Raw genomic sequence first — 22,280 nt, forward strand, 5'->3', positions numbered from 1 at the left:
CGACATCTGCTGCCGAGATGAGATATCGGATCAACCGTCCGATCGCCGGGCGGAAGGGCGTGCGCGTCATTGCGCTCGACGGTGGTGCACGAGCGATCATCGAGCGGGTTTCACCTCAGTCGCGGGCACATGCACGCTTCCTGTCGGTAGCCGAACCGAGAGGGCATGCGGGGGAGCGGCGTTGGGTTTCGCTGCTCGACACCGACGGCGCCGTCACCACTCTTGCGGAGGAACTTGCCGACGCCGATGTGGTCGTCATGGTCTCCACCACCGGTGGGGATGCCGCTGCAGCAACATCATCAGTGCGGCGAGCACGGTTCGCGCGATCATGACCGCTGGCGTCGTCGTTGGGGAAGGCGCAGCGGCGAGTGAGACCGTGGCTGTGTTGCGGCCTCACACGCGCGTACTCGTCGTCAGCGCTTACGAAGAAGACGTTTCCGATCTGCCATCGCTGCGAGCCTGAAAGGATCCGTCGTGGGCACGAACGTTAAACTCACTGACCTGCAGGACATGAAACTGCGAGGGCAGAAGATCGTCGGTGTGGTGGCGTGGGACTACCAGATGGCTCGGATAGTCGATCGTGCCGGCGTCGACTTGGTGTCGGTTGGTGACACTGTGGGAATCAACCTGTGGGGTCAGCCGAGTCCGCTTGAAATCACCATGGATCAGATGGTCGTGGTGTGTCAGGCAGTGCGCCGCGGTGTCCGGCGCGCCTTGCTGTCCTGTGATTTCCCGTTCGGTCCGCTGCAGGACGGGCGAAAGAGTGCTGTGCGGGCGGCAATTCGTCTCGCCAAGGAAGCCGGCGTCGACATGGTGAAGCTAGACGGGGCATGCGATCATCTAGATGCCGTGACGGCGGTGGCGCGTGCAGGGATTCCCGTGTTTGCTCAGTTCGGGATCACACCGCAGACTTCTCTCAAATACGGTGCGAGGTATAGCGCCACACCGAGCGCCAAGGATGCGGTTTCAGACGAATTTCTCGACGAGATGGTTTGTGAGGCTCGTCGTCTCGCTGATGCGGGCGCGGTGCTGCTGAACTTCACGAATTCGGGACCCGTCGTTGGAGCGGCAGTGGCCGAGGCGGTGTCCATCCCGGTGCTCGGTGGATTCGGTGGCGGCCCGTGGCTGGACGGCCGGATCCGGATGGCCACGGCCGCCATCGGTTACAGCGTCGATGGTCTCGACAGCCCACCAGATACCTATGCCAACGTCGCCCAGATCGCGCTGGACGCCATCACGGCGTATGCAGATGACGTGCGGGCTGCTCGCCAGATCAAGGGAGGTCTTTGACGTTGAGCGTGGCTTCGGCGAAGATCGATGGCATTGAAACCCGTTATGCGGTAGCGGGTTCGGGGCCGCCGCTGCTGATGTTCTCGCCTGGCGGCTTCGCCGCCTCGATGGACGCGTGGGAGACGCACGGCCTCTATCGTCGAACGCGGATGCTGTCACAGTTGCAGGAGCGGTTCCAATGCATCACGTTCGACAAGCGTGAGGCCGGTGAGTCTGGGGGGCGCGTCGAGCGTGTCTCATGGGCTCATTACGTGAGACAGGGTGTCGGCCTGTTGGACCATCTCGGGCTGGGCCGAGTGCATATCATGGGTGCCTGCGTTGGTTGCTCGATCGCGGCGTGCATCGCGAGCGCTCATCGCGAGCGCGTTGGAGGGATGGTGCTGTATTCGCCGGCCGGCGGCGTACAGTACCGGCGAAAGCAGCTCGAACGGTTCCGCGCCCACCTTGCCTACGCCGCGGAGCAGGGGCTGGCCGGTGTTGCCGACCTTGCGGCGACGACCGACGGCAACTTCACCTCAGACGCCAGACTGGGTCCGTGGGTCAGCGTGTTGCGCTCCGACCCTGATTTCGCCGCGCAGTACCGTGATCTCGGCAGCCTTCAATACCAGATCACTGTCGCGGCGATGGCGGCTCTGTTGTTCGACCGTGACACCGTGCCTGGCCCTGAACCCGATGACCTACTGGTATCGGACGTGCCCGCGCTCATCGTGCCGGGTGAAGATGCATCGCATGCGCCCTCGGCGGCGCGTTATCTACAGGAGTGCCTTCCCATCAACGAGTATTGGGACGTTCCGGTCGCAGCCCAGACCGCCGAAACTGCGCCGGCGCGGGTCATGAGTTTTCTGGGCTCAGTTGCCCTTTGAGACGTGCTTTGCCGTTCGGCCGATATGGGTACGCATCACGGAAGTCGCTTTGTCAACATCGCGCTTCTTGATCGCCGCCACAAACTGGCGGTGCTCCCGAATGCCTCGGATACCCATCTCCGGGTGTGACTGCTGGACGTGGCGCATCGAGAGCAGAGTGGGTCCGTGGAAAGAGTCAGCCAGCATCGCGATTGCCTTGTTATGGCTGGCCTGGGCGACGCGTGTATGGAACTCCGCTGACAGTTCCATCGGATAGAAACCCTCTTTCAAAGCCGCGTCGCCCCGGTTGCAGATCTCTGTCAGTTCGTCGATGTCCTGTTCAGTCGCACGCTCGCACACGAGCGGGATGATTCCGATCTCGAAAACCTGCCGCGCTTCGGTCACATCTTTGTCGGTCAGGCCCGACAAGCTGAGCAGATCCTCGATGCCTTCACCAATACGCTGGCTCGTTGGCGCCGTCACAAACGCGCCGCCGTGGGCGCCGACCTTGATGCGCACCATGCCGTTCGCCTCGAGGCCGCGCAGTGCTTCGCGCACCGTAACCCGGCTCACCCCGAGCTTGTCACCAAGTTCACGTTCGGCAGGCAGGCGGTCGCCCGGCCGCAGCTGACCTTCCCGAATCAACACACGTATCTGGTCGACAATCATCGCCGAGGCCCGGCCCGGACTGACCGGGCTGAACATCGAATCAGCCGGCGGTGGGGTCGTCGCGGGACTCTCGGATGCAGGCATGGACCAATGATAAGGCCAAGATCGCCCCGGCAGTATGGCGGCCATCCGCCACTTGAGCGCCGGCGTGGCGGGGGGCTTAGAGGTAGACGCCTCCTCGTAACAGTGGCACTAGCTTATCGCCTGTGTCATGACGCAGCGCCGCTCCGGTCGGTATGTCCAGGGCACGTACCTGCGCGGGCATCATCTGTTCCACGATCGTACGAATCATTCGCAGTCGATTCCCATGTGCCACAACTAATGTGACTGGCTGGTCCGCCATTCCACTGCTATAGCGGAATTCTAATAGGGCAGAACCCGTGTCATCAGTCGATCCGCCGCGAGCAGCGGCGGAAATCCCTGTGGCAGCTCGCCACGATTGCGTGCGATTCACAGCCGTTCGCGTCGATGGGCATCCTTTTCCGTCCCGTACCCCGTAGGTGCCAACCGCAAGGTATTATGGTCAGTCCTTAATCTTTTGACTGGAGCATTAGATGCCGAAGGTTGTCTTCATCGCTTTGGACGGTGTGCAGCGCGTGGTGGACGCGCATCCCGGCGAGTCGGTCATGGCCGCCGCAGTACGCAGCGGCGTCCCCGGCATCGTCGGCGAGTGTGGCGGAAACTGCAGCTGTGCCACCTGCCACATCTATGTCGACGAAGAGTTCGCTGTGTACGTTGGTGGGCCTGAGGAAATGGAAGAGGACGTGCTCGAACTCGGTGCTGCCGCCGAGCGGCGTGAGTCCAGCCGATTGTCTTGTCAGATCACGATGATCGAGTCGCTCGACGGCCTGATCGTTCACATCCCTGAGGAGCAGTGAGGGTGAGCGCAGGGACGTTGATCGTCGGTGCCAGTCAAGCAGGAATGCAACTGGCCCTTTCGCTTCGTGAAGCAGGAGAAGGCGGACCAATAACACTAGTGGGCGAGGAGCCGCACGCGCCGTACCAACGGCCCCCATTGTCGAAGTCCTACTTGCAAGGCGGCATCGGCTTCCAACAGCTACTACTCCGTGCCCCGAAGTATCTGGCCGACCAGGACATTTCGGTACTCACGGGTGAGCTTGTCAATTGGCTTGAACTCGAGGGCGAGGGGCCGTCAGGAGTCGCCCTTACGGCGTCAGGAGAAACGCTGTGGTTCGACAAGTTGGCGTTGACTGTTGGCGCCAGTCCGCGACGACTGGCCGTGCCGGGCGCCGATCTCGATGGGGTGATCTATCTCCGGACAGCGAATGACGCCGCGAAGCTGCGACAGCTCCAGGGCGAAGCAGAATCCGTCGTCGTGGTCGGCGGCGGGTTCATCGGACTCGAAGCCGCGGCGGTTGCGCGTGCCCAAGGTAAAACGGTGACCGTTGTTGAGGCTGCCGATCGGTTGATGGGGCGAGCCGTGGCACCCGTGGTCTCCGACTTCTACCTCGATGCGCACGCGCGCCGCGGCGTCACCATACGTCTGAACGCGGAAGTAATGTCGTTGACCGGGCAGGATGCGCGCGTGCAGTCGGTGGAATTATCAGACGGCAGCAGCCTTCCCGCAGATCTTGTAATTATCGGTATCGGAGTCGTGCCACGGACCGAACTGGCGGACCAACTGGATCTTGTTTGTGACGGTGGCATTGTCGTCGACCGCTTCGCACGTACCAGCAATCCGAACGTCGTAGCGGCGGGCGATTGCACTGTTCAACCCGATTGGCGTACCGGCAGCGGCAAAGTGCGCTTGGAGTCGGTTCAAAACGCCATAATTCAGGCCAAAGCGGCTGCCGCGACATTGACGGGCAGGGTGGAGTCAGACCTGCCGGTGCCGCGGTTCTGGTCCGAACAGTTCGATCTCAAGCTTCGTATCGCCGGCCTGTCGAGGGGACACGACTATTACTTGGTTCGCGGCGCTCCCGAACGTGAGTCATTCTCCGTGCTCTATTACCACGACGACGCTTTGATGGCGGTTGACTCCGTCAACGCGCCAGGTGACTACATGGCAGTACAAAAGGTGCTCACCCAAGGATCCACAATCCGGGCCCAGGATGCCCGCGATGTCTCGGTTTCGCTTCGCGAACTGATCCGTCCCGCACCCGCGGAAGCTAGACGAATACGTCATCGATCTTGATCGGTCGGCTCAAAATGTGTTGCGCCAGTGCGAAGTCCAACAATTGCTCGAGCATTGGCCGGTTGAGCTCGACACCATAGGGCAGCGGGTCTGCGCCCGTCGTCTTCATCACCTCGGCGTACATCCGATCGGTTGGGCTGGTCACCTGTCCGTCGGCGAGCCGAGCGACATAGCGCTCCTTAGCTTTACTGAATGCTGCGTACACTGCAGCCGCAGCGTCCGGGTAGCGCTGCAGCACCTCGTCCTTGAGGACTATGAGGTGATTGATGGGGTAAAACGAACGATCACGCAGGGCGGTGATTGCGGCACCGTGGGGGTCGGCGATCAACGGCGCGATATCAGGATGGTCGACGTCGACGCCGATGACCGCATCGATTTCGCCTGCGATCAACATATCGGCCATGTCTGCGCTGGGGCCGGCGGAGACCACGTTGGACGGAGGGACGTACGACTCCACGTGTTCGTCGCCGGAAAGCAGCCAAGTCACTCGGTCGAGGTCGACGTCGTATTCCGAGGCGAGAATGCCGCGCGCCCACACACCGGTGGTGACGGTATACCCGCGGTTGACGCCGACCCGCCGGCCTTCGAGGTCTTTCGGGTGTCGGATCGTCGAGTCCCGGTTGTACAGGATGGCCCCGTGGTGAAACCCCCGCACGAGAAAGACTGGTAAGGCGGTGAAGGCGACACCGTGTTCACGTGCGGTCAGGTAGGTCGTGAGCGCCATCTCGCTGACGTCGAACTCCAGGTGCCGAACCATTCGGCGGAACCCCTTGACCAACACGGGTATTTCCTCGAACTTCAGCTGAAATCCTGCAGGAGCTACCGAGCCGTCCTTGACGGCTTGGTTGGCTCCTTGAGAGCGCGTCAGCGTGGTCAGCACGCGGCGGTTTTCGGGCATCAGTCTCCGGGCACTGGCGGCTTGGATAGCAAATTGGTAAATTGGCATGACCATTGTGTCACGGTCGCTGTGGACAGTAGCAAGTCATGCCATTATTCGGAAGCATCACCGCGGCAGAACAGGCGATTTGCGGATCGCCCTGCGGCGCGCGCGGCAGTCTTAGGCGCCGGGTTTGAGCACATCGCGCTGATGCTGAGGCACCGTATCCGGATCGTGTCGCGGAGTGTGTTGCCGAAACGATCATTCCCGAGGGTCGAAGGACAGGCGGCGTGGCAACGCCTTGGAAAACGGGCAGTTACCGGCAAGGGCGGCCGACGCTGCAGATGGTAAATTGGCATGACCATCGTGCCATAAGGTGATTGCGAGGATGAGTTGGTCGAGCGCGTTCTGGCTGCTGTACGTACGGCGCCGAACACCACAGAGTTGCGGGAGTTGCCCCGGCCGGAACTGTCCGATGATTCCGCGCTGCTGAAGGTCGAGGTCGCGGGGATATGCGGCACGGATGTCAAGATGTATTCCAAACCGCCGTTCGACGAGCCGGTGATTATGGGCCACGAGAACGTCGGCATCATCGCCGCGGTGGGAAAGAAGTTCACGCGGTTGCACGGTGTGGGCGAAGGCGACCGAATCTTCGTCGAGCATTACGTTGGTTGCTATCAGTGCGAATGGTGCCGAATCGGCGAGTACCGCCACTGCGAGGCAACGGACTGGCGAACGAACGCCGATGCGCGCAGATACGGTTACACCTCAGCCAACAACGCCGGAACGCTGTGGGGTGGCTTCTCCGAATACATGTACTTGCCGTGGAATGCCGTGGTACACAAGGTGCCCGAAAGTGTCGATGCTGAACTGGCCGGTCTCGTTACTCCCTTGTCGAACGGCATCGAGTGGGCACTGATCGCCGCGGGTGTCGGTTACGCCGACACTGTTCTGATTCAAGGGCCGGGCCAGCAGGGACTGTCGCAAGTCGTGGCTTGCAAGCAAGCCGGCGCGTCCCAAATCATCGTTACGGGCGCTTCTCGGGACAAAGCTCGCCTGGACCTCGCGTTGGAGCTCGGTGCAGACGAGGTCATCGACATCGACGCAGAAGCTCCCTACGACCGGATCATGGATCTGACCAACGGGCGCGGCGTCGACTTCGTGCTCGACTGCACCTCGCGGGCTGGTGTGGAACCGGTGTTGCTCGGTATCGACGCCTTGAAACGCCGTGAGGGCACAATGCTCATCCAGGGGGAACTTGCCGCGTTCCCTGATTTCCCGGTGAAAAAGCTCACGGAGAAGGCCATCACGATCAGAAGCGCACGCGGCCATAGTTACCGCGCGTGTGAACTTGCACTCAAACAGCTTGCGTCGCACAGGTTTCCGCTGGAGCGGCTGTCGACGCACAAATTCCCGCTCGATCAGGTCGACAGGGCTATCCGAGCGCTGGCTGGTGACACAGAGGACGCCGACGTGATCCACATTTCGCTGATGCCTTGGCTGGGAAGGGAGTCTTGACGGTGTCTGTCGTCATCCGCAATCCGCCTCGCGCCCATCCCGCGGTGCGGGATGAACTCGCCCAGTTCGGAGTTGCGACCATTCATGAAGCACAGGGCCGCACCGGGCTGCTCGCTGCGTACATGAGGCCGATCTACACCGGTGCACGGGTCTGCGGATCGGCGGTGACTGTCAGTGTCCCGTCAGATGACAACTGGATGGTCCATGTGGCGGTGGAGCAGTGTCAGGCAGGCGATGTCTTGGTGATCGCTCCCGAAGAGCCCTCGGAGTATGGGTATTTCGGTGAACTGCTGGCCACGGCACTCGCGGCCCGGGGTGTCGGTGGTCTGATGATCGACGCCGGATGCCGGGACGTCGCTGAACTCGCCGCCATGAAGTTCCCGGTCTGGTCAAAATGTGTCTCAGCACAGGGGACGGTTAAAAAACGCCTTGGTTCGGTCAATATTGGGATCACGTGCGCCGGCGCATGGGTCGAACCGGGTGACGTCGTGGTCGGCGACGACGACGGTGTCGTCGTCGTCCCCCGCACAGAGGCCGCTGCCGTCGCAGCGGCATCCAAGCTGCGCGAGACCAAGGAAGCTGAGAACCGAAAGCGTTACATGCACGGTGAACTCAGCCTCGACGTCAACAACATGCGTGCCGACCTTGCCTGCGCGGGGTTGCGCTATGTCGACTACGAGGACGCCGTGCGGTGATCATTGACATCCACGGTCACTACACCACGGCACCGCCGGCGCATCAGGCGTTTCGTGACCAACAGCTCGCGGCGTTGGAAAATCCCAGCGTGCCGGCACCGGCAGCGCCGAGGATCGGTGAAGACGAGCTCCGAGAGAGCGTCGAGAACAATCAGCTGCGCGTGCTTCGCGAGCGAGGTGGTGATCTGATGCTGTTCTCGCCGAAAGCTTCCGGGATGGAGCACCACATAGCGGACCAGGCCACCGCCACCGCGTGGGCCCGTGCGTCCAACGACCTGGTCCACCGTGTGGCGCAACTTTATCCCGACGCTTTCGCGCCAGTGGCTCAGTTGCCACAGACACCTTGTGGAGACCTGCGTCCGGTGGTCGACGAGCTACGACGTTGCGTGGATGAACTCGGTTTCGTCGGGTGCAACGTCAACCCGGACCCGACGGCCGGGTACTGGACGTCGCCCCCGATGACGGACGAATACTGGTACCCGCTGTACGAGGCCATGATCGAGTTGGAAGTGCCTGCGATGGTGCATGTTTCGATCTCGTGTAATCCAAACTTCCACACGCTCGGCGCGCACTACCTCAACGCTGACACGAGCGTTTTCATGCAGTTCGTGCAGTCGGACTTGTTCCAGCGATTTCCGAAGCTGACCTTTGTGATCCCGCACGGAGGTGGCGCCGTCCCGTACCACTGGGGCCGTTACCGCGGCTTGGCGGCTCGGCTGGGCAGACCAGACCCAAGCGAACTCCTCGAAAATGTGTACTTCGACACTTGCGTCTATCACCAGGCTGGAATCGATCTGCTGCACCGGGTGATCGGTCCGGCGAACCTGCTCTTCGCGTCCGAAATGCTCGGCGCGGTTCGCGGAGTTGACCCGGACACCGGTGTCGCATGGGACGACACGCTGGTCTACATCAACGAACTCGATTTGAGTGAGAGAGAACACCACGCAGTGGTGGAGGGTAACGCGCGCAGGGTGTATCCCCGGCTGGACCGGCATTTGGCCAGTAAAGATCTCGCCGGCACCGGATCCGCCGTAGCCGACGTCCGCTTCTGATGAGGGGACGGGCGACATGGATAGGTCTCGCACGGCAAGCGGGGGGCAACCCAATACAACAGAAGGAGCCGAGAGTCGGTGAGCACGATCCCAGAGTTCGACGTCGATATCTTCTCCGACGAGGTGTTGCGTGATCCGTTTCCCACGTACGCCCGCATGCGTGAGCTGGGGCCGGTCGTCCGCCTGACCGCTAATGGCGTGCTCGCGGTGGCGCGGTATGCCGACGTGCGGGCAGTCCTCATTGACCACACGCGATTCATATCCGGCAAAGGTGTCGGCTTCAACAATCAGTTCAACGAGGTCCGTAGACATAGCGTCATCGCGTCCGACCCGCCACGCCACGAGATGCTGCGCGGTGTTCTCCAGGATCGTTTGGGGCCTCGCTCAATTCGCAATGTGGAGAAGATCATTCGGCCCAGAGCTCAATCGCTTGTCGACGAGATGACCAGAAGAGGCTCCTTCGATGCGGTGACCGACTTCAGTCAGGTCTTTCCCGTAGAGGTCGTCGGAGAGCTGATCGGCCTCCCCGTTGATGCTCGCTCGGAGTTGCTGCGCTGGGCCAGCGGTGCGTTCAACGCCTTTGGGCCGCCAAGTGATCGCACCTCCGCAGGCCTGGCCGACATCGCAGAGCAGTTCGAGTACATCCGCACCGTCGCAACGAGGGACCAACTGGCGCCGGGCAGCATGGGTGCCGCGGTATACGAAGCGGCCGACGCTGGGATCATCCCCGAGGAGTACTGCCTGCACCTACTTTCGGCGTACCTTACGGCGGGGATGGACACGACCGTCAATGCGCTTGCGGCGATGGTGTGGCTGCTCGGGACGCATCCTGAGCAGTGGCACGAACTCCGCGGGTTACCCCACCGGGTCAACGCCGTCGTGAATGAGGTGTTGAGGATCGAAGCACCTGCGCAGCTCTTCTCCCGTGTCGCAGCGGTGGACGCCGAGGTAAGCGGAATTGAGATCGCCGCGGGTGAGCGGGTTGCTGTCATCTATGGAAGCGGCAATCGCGATGAGCGCCAATATCCGGAGCCAGACAAATTCGACATTCACCGAAACGCCGCGGGTCATCTGACGTTTGGAACCGGTCTTCATGCCTGCGCGGGTCAGGTGTTGGCCCGGATCGAGCTCCAAGCGGTATTAGAATCGATGATCGAGCGCGTCGAGACGATCACGATTGGCGAGCCCATCCGCAAGCTCAACAACGTGTTGCGTGGATTCCGTAGTGTCCCTGCGACTTTCACGCCCGCTGCGGTCAAGAATCCAGTACTTTCCGGAGAATCGGCGTGATTGGCAGTCGCCACAGCCATATCTATGTCGATGGTGTCTGGCGGACGTCCAATTCCGATGCCTTCATCGACCTCACCGATCCGGCCACCGAGGACTGGGTCGGGAGCGTCCCAGACGGGAGCCCCGCCGATGTAGCGTCAGCGGCGGTGGCGGCGCACGCCGCGCTGCGGGGGTGGGCCGAAGCGCCATCCAAAGATCGTGCAGCCCTGATCGCCGCGCTGGCCGACCGTTTCGATGAACGACGGGAGGAGATCGCGCACCTCGTGACGGCCCAGAATGGAGCCGTCATCTCGAGGTCACGTCGTACCAATGGCACTCGTCCCATAGCTCTCTACCGTCACTATGCCGAGGAAGCCGAATCGTTCGAGCCCGAAGTTGCCAGTGCCGACGGGAAGAACATCGTCAGACGTGAACCGGTGGGCGTCGTCGGGATCATCATCCCGTGGAATGCGCCCCAGTCACTATTAGCCCACAAGCTGGCTCCGGCTCTCGCCGCAGGGTGCACGGTCGTCGTGAAACCTGCGCAGGAAACACCTTTGGACTCATTGCTCATCGGGGAGCTCGCTGCGGCAGTCGGATTCCCTCCCGGTGTGATCAACGTCGTCACCGGTGGCCGCACGACAGGGTCCGCGGTGGTTGACGATCCGAACATAGACATGGTGTCCTTCACGGGTTCCACGGATGCCGGTCGCGTAATCGCCTCGCGTGCAGGGCATTTGTTAAAGCCGGTCGTAGCGGAGCTGGGTGGGAAGTCGGCGGCCGTGTTGCTCGACGATGCGGACCTCGAGCTCTTCTCCGACAACTTGGTCACCACCTGCCTGCCGAATGCGGGGCAGGTCTGCTACTCGTGCACGCGTGTCATTGCGCCTCGCGCACGCTTCAGCGATGTACTCGAGGTCGTCACATCAGGCTTGGCCAGTGCTCAGGTGGGTGACCCGCTGGATCCAGGGACAGTCTTCGGTCCGCTTGTCAGCGCGGCGCAGCGTGCACGTGTCGAGGACTACATCGACTCGGCTCGTGCAGAAGGAGCTCGGGTGACCCTCGGAGGTGGCCGTCCGTCCATTGCGACCGGCTTCTATGTCGAGCCCACGGTGATCGTCGACGTCGACCGTACGATGCGCGTGTTCCGCGAAGAGATATTCGGGCCCGTGCTGGTCGTGGTTCCTCATGACGGAGATGAGGACGCGACACGAATGGCCAATGATTCGTCATATGGGCTTGGCGGTGCGGTGTTCAGTCGTGACGTCGAGCGTGCGACGGCGTTGGCGCGCAATATGCATACCGGGCGCATCTCGATTAACGCGCGGAGCCACGGTGTCTCCGACCCAGCCGAGGGATACAAAGACAGCGGAGTCGGCGGCTCGCTCGATATCTCCTCCCATCTTCGACTCAAGTCCATTGCCGGGGTGGCCGACGTCGACCGGCATGCGAAAAGCCCTCGGCAGTAAGAAGGGCTTGCCTGGCAACACTTGCGCGAACCCCATCAACCCTGTCCAGAACGTCGATGACGTTGCCGCCAAAAAGGGAAGGTCACATATGACAACCACAGTTCGCGATATCAGCATCATCCGAGCTGCCGCAGACCGTATCCAAACCGCTTTCGTGACAGGGCAACCAGCACTACCGGTGCGCACGCTGATCGGCGCGGAGGACATTGATTCGGCGTATGCGGTTCAGCAGGAGCTCAACGCTCGCCGGGTGGCGGCGGGAGGAGTGGTAATCGGTCGAAAGATCGGCCTGACCGCTCCTTCAGTGCAGCAACAACTCGGCGTCGACCAACCGGATTTCGGTGTCCTATTTGCGGACATGGACGCATCCGGCGAGACGCTCGTTCCTTATCGAAAGTTGTTGCAGCCCAAAGTCGAAGCCGAAGTCGCCTTCGTACTCGCGGAAGATATCGACAGAGACGTGTCAAGCGAAGATCAAATTCGAAGATCGATTCGCTACGCCGTTGCGGCACTGGAGATCGTGGACAGCCGCATAGCGAATTGGGACCTGAGTATCGCTGACACCGTGGCGGACAACGCCTCCAGCGGGCTGTTCGTTCTGGGGGAGAACCGGCTCGAAATCGACGAATTCGAGCCCCGGGACGTCGTCATGCGAATGTCGGCCGATGGCGTTCCGGTATCAGCGGGCTCTGGGGCGGCCTGTCTGGGTGACCCGATCCTTGCATTGATGTGGTTGGCCAGGACAGCTGCTGCGTACGGGCAGCCACTTCGCGCTGGCCAGATCGTTCTTTCGGGAGCGCTTGGACCCATGGCCGCGGTCAGGCCCGGCGTTCATGTCGAAGCGGAGATCGAGCCTCTGGGATCGGTTTCCGCCACGTTCTCAGAGGCATGATGGGAAGGGCGAAAGTCGCCATCATTCGTGCGGGGAACATGGCACCGACCTAATGCAGCACATAATGCGCATTACCGCGGTACTTGGACGTCGCCGGGATGGTGGGCATCGATCCCGGTCGCCGGCGTCGCAAGGGGGAGAGGTCAGTGTTCCAATAACCCGTGAGGCCCTACAGCGCCTGATTGCGATGTCTCATTTCGACGAGATCGACATCTTGCTATTGAGAAGCGAGGTTTGATCGTGCGCCTCGGCGTCGGTGGACGTCTACCGCCTTCGTCGCTGTAGCGCTTATTCGTCGAACCCTTCACCTGGGATGGCAAACACCGCCCGTGCGTTTTCGTTGAGATTGGCAAATCCATCGATAATCACCTGCTTCACGCGCATCTCGTTGTCAGCTATGCGAATCAGCCACGTGCGAAAGGCCGACCCGGTGAATTCTTCGCTGACCAACGAGGGTGCTTTCCAGCGTCGAAAGTAGAACTCAAGATGGGTCGTCAGCTCGACCACACCCTCCTTCGCCGGGATGTAGGAAAGTACGTGGCGCAGTTCCAGGCGTTCGTCGAAGATCCCGGCCCGTTGGTCAAGGTACGTCTGCAGACCATCGCGGCCTTTCCACTGGTAACCACCACGAAAACCGATCTGAAAGTCGTCGGTGAGGACCGCCGCGAACATCGGTTCGGCATTCCGTTGCTTCTCCATGCTTAGGAACGCGTCGAGGGTGGCAATGAAGCCAGGCAAATCTGGGGCGCCGCTGAGCATTTCACTGTCGGCTTCCACTTTTTTGGACGTCATCAGCCGAGATTGCGGGCTAGCTCGGCGGCGGCGTCTGTTAGGGCAGTGCGAGCTTTGCGGATATCTGAGGGCCCGAATCGATAACTGGGCGCTGACGCATTGAGTGCCAGCCTCATCTGGGAACCTCCTACGGGTACGGCCACGGCAACAGACGCGACGCCTTCCTCACTTTCCTGGTTGCTGGTCGCAAACCCACTCTTTCTGACCTCTGCCAATTGAGCGCGCAGTTCGGTGAGGGTACGCACGGAATGCTCGGTGAGTGGCTCCAAATGTGGGTCGGGATACAACTGGTCAAGCTCGTCATCGGATAGTCCGGCGAGTAGGACTTTACCTGTCGACGTGCAATGGGCAGCACGTGTAGTACCCAAACGCGAAATCACTCGAACAGCAGAAGGGCTTTCGAGTGCCGCGATGAAGCGAACGAGTCTGCCGTCCAACGTTCCTACGTGCACGGTTTCTTGCAACGTCTCCGCGAGGTGGCGCAGAATCGGCGCGGCGGTGCGCGGTATGTCCATCCTGGAGTGCACAGCGAACGCCACGTTCGTCAAGGACGGTCCGGGCTGGTATGCCCTGCTGATCGGATCTTGGCGGACAAAACCGCGGTACTGAAGCATGGATAACAGGCGATGCGCGGTCGACGAAGCGACCTGCAGGTACTCGCTGGCGTCAGTGAGCCGGATCTCAGAGCGGTCTCCGAGGAGGAGGATTAGGCGAAGAGCATTGTCGACAGACTCGATCGGATATTGCGGGAGCTTTCCGGTGCTGTCATGCTCCATGCCCGCGACAGGAGGTTTCTGCATGACAGAGACCTTACCGCGGTGAAAGCCGAATGCAGCTCGAAGAATCGCGACGCTCAGGCATCGGCGGCGTAATGTCGCCTCACCGCACAACATCTGGCACCGCCGTCGGCCCGGGCGGTCCGCAGACTTGCTTCCCGCGGCGTCGTCGTCGGTGACCAGTCCAATCCGTAGGCGGCGCAAAATCTCCGACGAAATCTGCTCGGCCAGTACCGCTGACAGCTGCTGGCATCCCACGCATGCCTGCCCGTGCGCAGCAGTACCGGGCCGGTCGTTTTCGTTACGGGCCCTGTGCCCACTCGTCGCAAATCGCGTGGGCAAGGAAGACATACTGCCTCGGGCGGTGAATGCCGTTGTGGACGTTTCGTCGAAGGCAACGAAGCGGGCTGCGCGACAGTTCGACAGCTCAGCGAGGCCGGTTGACTACACCGGCAAATTGACGGCATACTCTCTGCTAGACAGAGTCGTGTTCTACATAACAGTGAAGGCGCCTCAGTCGAGGATTGGGTCCCGTCGCTGAGTCATGGAGTTGAAGATGCAGGATCACGGTGAGGTGTTGGCGGCAGTACGCACTGGCATGATTCCGGCGCACGTGTACAACGACAAGCAGATTTTCTCGCTCGAAAAGGAGCGGCTGTTCAGTCGGGCGTGGTTGTTCGTCGCGCACGAGTCCGAAATTCCGCAGCCGGGCGACTACGTGGTCAGGCAAGTGCTACAGGATTCGTTCATCGTCGCTCGTGATTCTGCAGGCGAGGTCCGGGTGATGTTCAATATGTGCCTCCATCGCGGTATGCAGATTTGTCGGGCGGAGATGGGGAACGCGTCGAATTTCAGATGCCCTTACCACGGGTGGTCTTACCGCAACGACGGCCGCATTATCGGACTGCCTTTTCACCAAGAGGCCTACGGAGGGGAGGCGGGGTTCAACAAGGCGGGTCAGACCCTGTTGCCAGCGCCGAGTGTGGCCAGTTACAACGGGTTGATCTTCCTGTCGATGGATCCTGACGCAGAATCGCTTGAAGATTACCTGGGTGATTTCAGGTTCTATCTCGATTTCTACACCAAGCAGGGCCCCAACGGTCTCGAGGTGCAGGGTCCCCAGCGTTGGCGGGTAAAAGCGAACTGGAAGATCGCAGCTGAGAATTTCGCCGGGGACATGTACCACACGCCGCAGACGCACACGTCGGTGGTCGAGATCGGCCTGTTCCGAGAGCCGAAGGCTCACAAGCGCAAAGACGGCGCAACCTATTGGGCGGGCAGAGGTGGGGGGACCACATACAAGCTGCCTGAGGGGAGTTTCGAAGACCGGATGAGCTATGTCGGCTACCCGGCGGAAATGATCAGTCGTGCCAAGGCGACCTGGACCGAGCAGCAGCGACAGGTGGTGGGCGCCGATGGGTTCATGATCTCGGCGGCGACGTGCTTTCCGAACATCAGCTTCGTGCACAACTGGCCGAAAGTCGAGGACGGCGAGCACGTCTTGCCGTTCATTTCGATTCGAGTATGGCAGCCCATTAGCGAGAACGAGACTGAAGTGCTGTCCTGGTTTGCGGTGGATTCTGATGCCCCGGAAGCGTTTAAGGCGGCCTCATACAAGGCTTATTTGATGTGTTTCGGCTCGACGGGAATGTTCGAACAAGACGATGTCGAGAATTGGGTGTCGCTGACCAACACCGCGGGGGGTTCGATGGCCCGCCGACTGCGGCTGAACAGCCGGATGGGGCTGCTCGCAGACGATGCCCGGGTGGTCGACACCCTAAGCAGCGCTCAGTTTCACGGGCCTGGATACGCTCAGCTCGGTTACAACGAGAACAATCAACGGCAATTATTGAGGCTCTGGGCTGACTACCTCGACATGCCGCCGCTGCGAGTCGACCCGGCTACTGTGCTCACCGACAACCCGCAAGGTATTGAGCCAATGGTGCAGACCAATGGCCGGGCCGTTGCCGGTATCGACTCGGAGTCGGCTCCGACGTCGGTGATGCTGTGACCGTCGAGGATCAGCGCACTGGTCGACCCATGGCCCCATCGGTACTTGGTGCGCACGCAGCCCGCGCCCAACGTGTGGGGGAAGCCTTGCCGTTCGACGATTCTCGCCATCTGGAGGCGCATCGCTTCCTCGTCAACGAGGCGTACCTTCTCGATGCCCAAGACTACGACAGGTGGCTGGGTGTTCTTACCGAGGACATTCACTATTACATGCCGGTGCGGATCACCACCGCCGCCGGCGCCGGATTCGATAGCTCAGCAGGAATGGCGCATTTCGACGAGAACAAATACTCACTCAGTCGTCGGGTTGCGCGATTCGCCACCGAGCACGCCTGGACTGAGGATCCGCCGTCGCGCCTGCGTCACTTCATCACCAACGTGCGCACATTCCTCACCGACGACGCCGACTACCTCGCGGTCGACAGCGCTGAGTTGTTGTTCCGCAGCCGCGGCGACGTCAATGAGTCCACGCTCCTTTCATGCGGTCGTGAGGATCTCCTACGTCGCGATGGCAACGCCCTCAAACTCGCCCGGCGCACAATCGCCGTCGATGAATCAGTGCTTCGAATGCAGAATCTGGCGGTATTCCTATGAGCTCGAATCGACCCGGCGAGGGCGCGCAGTCACCACCACAATCGGCGTGCGAGGAACTGGCTACGCTGCTGGCCGGGGCGACCGGCGATGCACTTAACATCGCCAACGAGTTCGCAGAGGTCGTCGTGCGCCGAGTGACCACTCGCAACGGAGCTCGGCTGTTGATTCAGGCGCCAAAATCGGCGCAGTGGGTGTCGCTGGATGCCTTGGAGATCGAGGCGTTGACCTGGCAGAACCCAGCCACCTTAGCGGCCATGGTGGGGAACGCAGGGACTCCCTTGATTCTGGGCGACGAGGTATGACTGGCTGGCTGGCGGGCAAACGCGCATTGATCGTCGGCGGAGGTTCGGGTATCGGTCGGGCCACCGTCGACGCGTTCCTGAACGAGGATGCCCAGGTCGCCGTGCTCGAGTACGACAGCGATAAGTGCTCGGCGCTGCGCCATCAGCTGCCCGACATCCCGGTAATCGAGGGTGATGGGACCACCCACACCGCCAACGACGAAGCTGTGCAGGTCGCTGCCGACGCGTTCGGCGGACTCGACACATTGGTGAACTGCGTGGGGATCTTCGATTTCTACCGTCGTCTTCAGGACATCCCCCCCGAGCGAATCGACAAGGCGTTCGACGAGATGTTTCGTATCAACGTCCTGAGTCATATCCACTCAGTCAAGGCTGCAGTGCCGGCATTGATGGGCCAGGACGGCGCCTCGATCATCCTCACCGAGTCCGCTTCATCATTTTATCCAGGACGTGGCGGCCTGCTGTATGTCGCGTCGAAGTTCGCGGTGCGTGGCCTCGTCACCGCACTGGCTCACGAACTCGCGCCGAGGATCCGTGTGAACGGTGTTGCCCCAGGGGGAACGTTGAACACCGACCTGCGCGGACTCGACAGTCTCGACCTTGGCGCCCGCCGTCTGGATGCTGCACCCGACCGGGCCCGCGAATTGGCTGCTCGCACACCGCTCAACGTGGCCCTATCGGGTCACGACCACGCGTGGAGTTACGTCTTTCTCGCTTCGCACCGCTCCCGCGGGCTTACCGGCGAAACGATCCGCCCCGACGGCGGTTTCGGCCTCGGACCTGCACCCCAGCGCAATTGAACCCGACGAACATTGGGAAGGAAAGCACATGGACGGAGTCATAAAGGCTAACCACGCGGTATGTCAGGGATACGCGAACTGTGTCGTAGCCGCCGAGGACTACTTCGACATCGACGACCGGGGACTCGTGTTGGTCCGGAAGACGGAGGTCCCTTCCGCGGACAGGACCCGGGTCGAGGAGGCTGCGCGCAGCTGTCCGGTGGCAGCGTTGGAAGTCGTAGACGAATGACGTCACGGGTCGTCATCGTCGGCAGTTCTGTCGGCGGGGTCCGCACGGCCCAGGCGCTGCGATCGGAAGGCTACGACGGCGACATCGTCCTCGTGGGCGAGGAAACTGCACTGCCCTACGACAAACCGCCGCTATCCAAAGCGTTGCTTGCGGGTACGAGTGACATCGCGGCTGCGACGTTACTCACCAGAGACGCTGCCGCCGCCGACGCCATCGAGCTTCGCCTCGGCCGCCGCGCGATCGGAGTGGATGTCGCAGCGTGCGAGGTTGAGTTCGCCGATGATGAGCCCCTGCACTACGACCACCTGGTGGTGGCCACCGGAGCGAGCGCGCGACCATCCCCGTGGGGCCAGGGACCGGGCGTTCATGTGCTACGCACCCTAGAGGACTGTCTGCGGCTAAGGGCCGACCTCGTTGCCGGTGCCCGCCTCGTGGTGATCGGGGCAGGATTTATTGGGGCCGAGGTCGCGTCAACCGCGCGGTCACTGGGGCTGCAAGTGACGGTTGTCGACCCGGTGCCGGTGCCGATGAGCCGGGTGCTTACCGAAGAGATCGGTGGGTGGTTCGTCGATTTGCACCGAGACCACGGAGTGCACACGCGATTCGGCGTCGGTGTCGAGAATATTGAGGGGGAGCGCGGCAACTTGGAGGTCGGCCTCACGGACGGGACCGTCGTGGAAGCCGACACGGTGGTGGTGGGCATCGGCGCCGTGCCGAACGACGGCTGGCTGATGCCGTCGGGACTGGCCGTCGATGACGGCCTGGTCTGCGACGAGTTCTGTCGTGCCGTCACGTCAGAAAACGTCTACGCAGTCGGCGACGTGTCGCGTTGGTTTCATCGCGCCCGCGGCGTGATGATGCGCATCGAACACTGGACAAACGCGGTCGACCAGGCCTCTTGCGTCGCGCACAATATCTCGCACCCCGACGATCTGCGCTGCTACGAGCCCGTCGAGTACGTATGGAGCGACCAGTACGACTGGAAGATCCAGTTTTGCGGCCAAACAACTCACCTAAGTGAGCCACTCGTCGTCGGAGATCGATTGTCGGACAATCGATTCACAGCGCTCTACCCCGATGGCGAGCAACGTCTGAGCGGCGCCGCGGTCGTGAACTGGCCTCGAGCACTGATCGAGTGCAGGCGTGCACTGCTGGCCGGCAGCGATCTCGAAAGTGTGCGGGGGAGGCTCGAATTGTTGACGAACCCACCCGACACCGCCGCGACGCGATCACCATAGTGCGGCCACACGTGGTTGGCCGCCGCATCAGACGTGGCACTGACGTGAACCGAAGATGCTCGCTGCGGCGTCGCAATCTTAATTCGACAACGTCTCACCAGCGGGGAAAACGGCCCTCAAGATCAACACCTTGCCGTTATCTCGCCTCACCCGATCTCGAGTTGCTCCCAGCGCCAACTGTGTCCTCATTACGTTGTGTACCGATCCGAGATGACTAGCGGAGCTGGCGCGAGTCGGCGCGGGGGCCGCCGACGTGCTGGCTGAAGAGAGATAGTCTTTCCGCAGATCGGCGCGCGAGCAGCTCAACGAACACGGTCGCAAGTCCATCCGGGAGCACCCGCGACCACCACGAATTGCGGCACCGGATGACCTGGATGGCGGCGGAGTCGGTGAATTCGTCTAGCGTGCTGCATAACTCGACCTTTCGCCCCGTTAGGGGTACTGACCCAAGAGGTCAGCTCAGTGCGGCCCGTGCGGTATTGACGCAACCGGCGGGTGCCGATAATCTCTAATTGACAGAGTGTCATTCTGCCAACCAGAGAAGGTAGCTAATGTCCACCGCCGAGACTTCAGAGCTCCGCGAATTCGACGTCGAGCTCGAGGCTGTCAACTTACGTGGGCAATGGATATACGACGAAATGCTGGAAAGCGTCGTCGGCGGCCCCAAGCCCGCCGGTGTTCCCTTTCTGTGGCGATGGCACGATGTTCACGCGAAGCTTCTGAAGTCGTGCGACGTGATGCCCGAAAGTTTGACGGCGCGACGCAATCTCTCGTTCATCAATCCGGATGCCCGGGGAACCACGCACACCATGAACATGGGCATGCAGATGCTCAAGCCCGGCGAGATTGCCTATGCGCACCGCCATACCATGGCAGCGCTGCGGTTCGCTATTCAAGGCGGCCCCGGCCTGATTACTGTGGTGGACGGCGAGCCGTGCCAAATGGAGGACTACGACCTTGTCTTAACCCCTCGCTGGACGTGGCACGACCACGAGAACGCCACCTCGGAGAACGTCGTTTGGCTCGACGTGCTCGATATCGGATTGGTGCTCGGGCTCAATGTTCCCTTCTATGAGTCCTACGGCGAGAAGCGCCAACCTCAACGCGACGAGCCGGGAGAGCATCTCGCCGACCGCGGGGGCCTGCTGCGCCCTGCGTGGGAGCAGGTCAAGACGGCGAACTTTCCGTTCCGCTATCCCTGGCGCGACGTCGAGCGGCAGCTCCAGCGGATGGCGGGCCTTGCGGGCAGTCCCTACGACGGCGTCGTCCTGCGGTATGCCAACCCCGTCACAGGCGGATCGACCATGCCAACGCTCGATTGTTGGGTGCAATTGCTGCGGCCCGGCCAGCGGACCGACGCCCATCGCCACACGTCGAGTGCCGTTTATTTCGTCGTGCGTGGCGAAGGAACGACGGTCGTCGACGACGTGGAGCTTGACTGGGGGCCCCACGACAGTTTCGCGGTGCCTAACTGGAGCACCCATCACTTCGTCAACCGGTCGACGGAAGATGCCGTGCTGTTCTCGGTCAACGACATCCCCACGCTCAAGGCACTCGATCTGTACTACGAAGAGCCCGAGCTGTCATTGGGGGCGCACCCGTTTCCCCCAGTACCCGCCAACCTCCGAGCCCGCTGACGTTTCACCAGAAAGGCAATGCCTGTGCCTGACACGAAGTTGACCGTTGATGACATCACCGGGGTCGTCGGCATCATTCCTACGCCCTCCATCCCGACGGCCGACCAGCCCGACACATCATTCTCCGTGGACCTCGACGAGGCGGCGACGCTTGCCGACTCGATGGTCCGCGGCGGGGTCGACGTGCTTATGACCACAGGCACCTTCGGCGAGTGTGCCTCGCTGACATGGGACGAGTTGCAAAGCTTCGTCGCCACCGTCGTCGATGCCGTCGCGGGGCGAATCCCGGTTTTCGCTGGAGCGACGACGCTAAACACCCGCGATACGATCACTCGAGGTCGTCGGCTCGGCGAGCTCGGCGCCGACGGTTTGTTCGTCGGTCGTCCGATGTGGCTGCCCCTCGACGACGCCGGAATTGTGCGCTTCTATCGCGATGTGGCCGAGGCAGTGCCGAACCTGGCACTGGTGGTCTACGACAACCCGGGCGCCTTCAAGGGAAAGATCGGGACCCCCGCATACGAGGCGCTTAGCCAGATACCACAGGTTGTCGCTGCCAAGCATCTCGGACTGCTCAGTGGCTCCGCCTTCCTCTCCGACCTCCGCGCCGTCGGCGGTCGTGTGCGGCTACTGCCGCTTGAGACCGACTGGTACTACTTTGCCCGGCTATTCCCAGAGGAGGTCACCGCCTGCTGGTCGGGCAATGTGGCCTGCGGTCCTGCGCCGGTAACCCACTTGCGCGACTTAATCCGAGCCCGCCGCTGGGAAGACTGCCAAACGCTCACCGACGAACTCGAGGCCGCTCTCGAGACGCTCTACCCCGGCGGCAACTTCGCTGAATTCCTCAAGTACAGCATCCAGATCGACAACGCCCAATTCCAGGCGGCCGGTTTTATGCGCACGGGGCCCACCCGACCGCCGTACACCGAAGTGCCGGAGTCCTATTTGGCTGGCGGGCGCGAGGCCGGCAAGAACTGGGCCGCACTCCAGCAGCGCTATGCGTCACTTGCCGTCTCGAACCACTGAATCGCCTGAGGACAGCACATGTTGGTGAAGGCGTTGGGTTATGTGGGTGTGGAGTCTCCGGATGCGAAGGAGTGGTTGGAGTTCGGTCCGGAGGTATTGGGGATGGAGGCGGTGGAGGCGGCCAGTGGGTCGGTTCTGTTGCGGATCGATG

23 protein-coding genes and 1 pseudogene are annotated in these 22,280 nt (G+C 61.7%); 20 read left to right on the top strand and 4 right to left on the bottom strand.

The window, feature by feature from the left end:
- Positions 1-17 precede the first annotated feature (17 nt).
- From M1248_RS25260 to M1248_RS25270, 3 genes are all read left to right on the top strand, one after another.
- Positions 18-332 (top strand): hypothetical protein, encoded by a 315-nt coding sequence (locus tag M1248_RS25260; protein WP_232076427.1) that lies wholly within the window; start codon positions 18-20, stop codon positions 330-332.
- Between the two features lie 142 nt (positions 333-474).
- Positions 475-1,290: a 3-methyl-2-oxobutanoate hydroxymethyltransferase gene (locus M1248_RS25265; protein ID WP_163736672.1), complete on the top strand. Its 816-nt coding sequence runs from the start codon at positions 475-477 to the stop codon at positions 1,288-1,290.
- Positions 1,287-2,153: an alpha/beta fold hydrolase gene (locus tag M1248_RS25270; protein WP_232076430.1), complete on the top strand. Its 867-nt coding sequence runs from the start codon at positions 1,287-1,289 to the stop codon at positions 2,151-2,153. Before M1248_RS25265 ends, M1248_RS25270 begins: the two co-directional genes overlap by 4 nt.
- Here M1248_RS25270 and M1248_RS25275 read toward each other — a convergent pair.
- The gene (locus M1248_RS25275; RefSeq protein WP_083128675.1) at positions 2,139-2,885 is read right to left on the bottom strand and encodes a FadR/GntR family transcriptional regulator; all 747 of its coding nucleotides are present in this window, start codon (positions 2,883-2,885) and stop codon (positions 2,139-2,141) included. The two genes, M1248_RS25270 and M1248_RS25275, sit on opposite strands and share 15 nt — an antisense overlap.
- A gap of 470 nt (positions 2,886-3,355) precedes the next feature.
- Here M1248_RS25275 and M1248_RS25280 point away from each other — a divergent pair, with 470 nt between their 5' ends.
- Together M1248_RS25280 and M1248_RS25285 are read left to right on the top strand one after the other, a co-directional pair.
- Complete coding sequence (locus tag M1248_RS25280; RefSeq protein WP_083128677.1) at positions 3,356-3,679, top strand: 2Fe-2S iron-sulfur cluster-binding protein; 324 nt, start codon at positions 3,356-3,358, stop codon at positions 3,677-3,679.
- A gap of 17 nt (positions 3,680-3,696) precedes the next feature.
- On the top strand, positions 3,697-4,956 hold the full coding sequence (locus tag M1248_RS25285) for an NAD(P)/FAD-dependent oxidoreductase (protein ID WP_317150070.1): 1,260 nt from the start codon (positions 3,697-3,699) through the stop codon (positions 4,954-4,956).
- Here M1248_RS25285 and M1248_RS25290 read toward each other — a convergent pair.
- The gene (locus tag M1248_RS25290; RefSeq protein ID WP_163736680.1) at positions 4,931-5,854 is read right to left on the bottom strand and encodes an ABC transporter substrate-binding protein; all 924 of its coding nucleotides are present in this window, start codon (positions 5,852-5,854) and stop codon (positions 4,931-4,933) included. The two genes, M1248_RS25285 and M1248_RS25290, sit on opposite strands and share 26 nt — an antisense overlap.
- A gap of 372 nt (positions 5,855-6,226) precedes the next feature.
- Here M1248_RS25290 and M1248_RS25295 point away from each other — a divergent pair, with 372 nt between their 5' ends.
- The 6 genes from M1248_RS25295 (at position 6,227) to M1248_RS25320 (ending at position 12,728) form a co-directional block, all read left to right on the top strand.
- Positions 6,227-7,351: a zinc-dependent alcohol dehydrogenase gene (locus M1248_RS25295; RefSeq protein ID WP_163736683.1), complete on the top strand. Its 1,125-nt coding sequence runs from the start codon at positions 6,227-6,229 to the stop codon at positions 7,349-7,351.
- A 2-nt stretch (positions 7,352-7,353) separates the two neighbouring features.
- A complete protein-coding gene (locus M1248_RS25300; RefSeq protein WP_317150071.1) occupies positions 7,354-8,046 on the top strand; it encodes a 4-carboxy-4-hydroxy-2-oxoadipate aldolase/oxaloacetate decarboxylase in 693 nt (230 codons plus the stop codon).
- On the top strand, positions 8,043-9,098 hold the full coding sequence (locus M1248_RS25305) for an amidohydrolase family protein (protein ID WP_317150072.1): 1,056 nt from the start codon (positions 8,043-8,045) through the stop codon (positions 9,096-9,098). Before M1248_RS25300 ends, M1248_RS25305 begins: the two co-directional genes overlap by 4 nt.
- A 78-nt stretch (positions 9,099-9,176) precedes the next feature.
- Positions 9,177-10,388: a cytochrome P450 gene (locus tag M1248_RS25310; RefSeq protein ID WP_317150073.1), complete on the top strand. Its 1,212-nt coding sequence runs from the start codon at positions 9,177-9,179 to the stop codon at positions 10,386-10,388.
- The gene (locus tag M1248_RS25315) at positions 10,385-11,836 is read left to right on the top strand and encodes an aldehyde dehydrogenase family protein (protein WP_317150074.1); all 1,452 of its coding nucleotides are present in this window, start codon (positions 10,385-10,387) and stop codon (positions 11,834-11,836) included. Before M1248_RS25310 ends, M1248_RS25315 begins: the two co-directional genes overlap by 4 nt.
- A gap of 88 nt (positions 11,837-11,924) precedes the next feature.
- A complete protein-coding gene (locus M1248_RS25320) occupies positions 11,925-12,728 on the top strand; it encodes a 2-keto-4-pentenoate hydratase (protein WP_317150081.1) in 804 nt (267 codons plus the stop codon).
- A gap of 288 nt (positions 12,729-13,016) precedes the next feature.
- Here M1248_RS25320 and M1248_RS25325 read toward each other — a convergent pair whose 3' ends face one another.
- Positions 13,017-13,520, bottom strand: coding sequence for a hypothetical protein (locus M1248_RS25325; protein ID WP_083128701.1), 504 nt, complete (start codon positions 13,518-13,520; stop codon positions 13,017-13,019).
- A complete protein-coding gene (locus tag M1248_RS25330) occupies positions 13,520-14,320 on the bottom strand; it encodes an IclR family transcriptional regulator (RefSeq protein ID WP_163687432.1) in 801 nt (266 codons plus the stop codon). Before M1248_RS25330 ends, M1248_RS25325 begins: the two co-directional genes overlap by 1 nt.
- A 532-nt stretch (positions 14,321-14,852) precedes the next feature.
- Between M1248_RS25330 and M1248_RS25335 the strand changes: the two genes are divergently transcribed.
- The 9 genes and pseudogenes from M1248_RS25335 to M1248_RS25375 form a co-directional block, all read left to right on the top strand.
- Positions 14,853-16,307, top strand: a complete 1,455-nt coding sequence (locus tag M1248_RS25335) for an aromatic ring-hydroxylating dioxygenase subunit alpha (protein WP_083128740.1) — start codon at positions 14,853-14,855, stop codon at positions 16,305-16,307.
- A complete protein-coding gene (locus M1248_RS25340; protein ID WP_317150075.1) occupies positions 16,304-16,900 on the top strand; it encodes a 3-phenylpropionate/cinnamic acid dioxygenase subunit beta in 597 nt (198 codons plus the stop codon). Before M1248_RS25335 ends, M1248_RS25340 begins: the two co-directional genes overlap by 4 nt.
- Positions 16,897-17,202 carry a hypothetical protein gene (locus M1248_RS25345; protein ID WP_083128705.1) on the top strand — a complete coding sequence of 102 codons (306 nt, stop codon included), beginning with the start codon at positions 16,897-16,899 and terminating at the stop codon, positions 17,200-17,202. The genes M1248_RS25340 and M1248_RS25345 overlap by 4 nt, the downstream gene beginning before the upstream one ends.
- Positions 17,199-18,002 (top strand): 3-(cis-5,6-dihydroxycyclohexa-1,3-dien-1-yl)propanoate dehydrogenase, encoded by an 804-nt coding sequence (gene hcaB / locus M1248_RS25350; RefSeq protein ID WP_083128707.1) that lies wholly within the window; start codon positions 17,199-17,201, stop codon positions 18,000-18,002. Before M1248_RS25345 ends, hcaB begins: the two co-directional genes overlap by 4 nt.
- Positions 18,003-18,030: 28 nt before the next feature.
- Positions 18,031-18,231, top strand: a complete 201-nt coding sequence (locus M1248_RS25355) for a ferredoxin (protein ID WP_014211439.1) — start codon at positions 18,031-18,033, stop codon at positions 18,229-18,231.
- Positions 18,228-19,469 (top strand): NAD(P)/FAD-dependent oxidoreductase, encoded by a 1,242-nt coding sequence (locus M1248_RS25360; RefSeq protein WP_317150076.1) that lies wholly within the window; start codon positions 18,228-18,230, stop codon positions 19,467-19,469. Before M1248_RS25355 ends, M1248_RS25360 begins: the two co-directional genes overlap by 4 nt.
- A gap of 551 nt (positions 19,470-20,020) precedes the next feature.
- On the top strand, positions 20,021-21,106 hold the full coding sequence (locus M1248_RS25365; protein ID WP_014211441.1) for a cupin domain-containing protein: 1,086 nt from the start codon (positions 20,021-20,023) through the stop codon (positions 21,104-21,106).
- A gap of 18 nt (positions 21,107-21,124) precedes the next feature.
- The gene (locus M1248_RS25370; protein WP_317150077.1) at positions 21,125-22,129 is read left to right on the top strand and encodes a dihydrodipicolinate synthase family protein; all 1,005 of its coding nucleotides are present in this window, start codon (positions 21,125-21,127) and stop codon (positions 22,127-22,129) included.
- Between the two features lie 18 nt (positions 22,130-22,147).
- Positions 22,148-22,280: pseudogene (locus M1248_RS25375) on the top strand (glyoxalase); the annotation flags it as partial.

The sequence above is a fragment of the Mycobacterium sp. 29Ha genome (assembly GCF_032883055.1).
Lineage (GTDB): Bacteria > Actinomycetota > Actinomycetes > Mycobacteriales > Mycobacteriaceae > Mycobacterium > Mycobacterium gallinarum.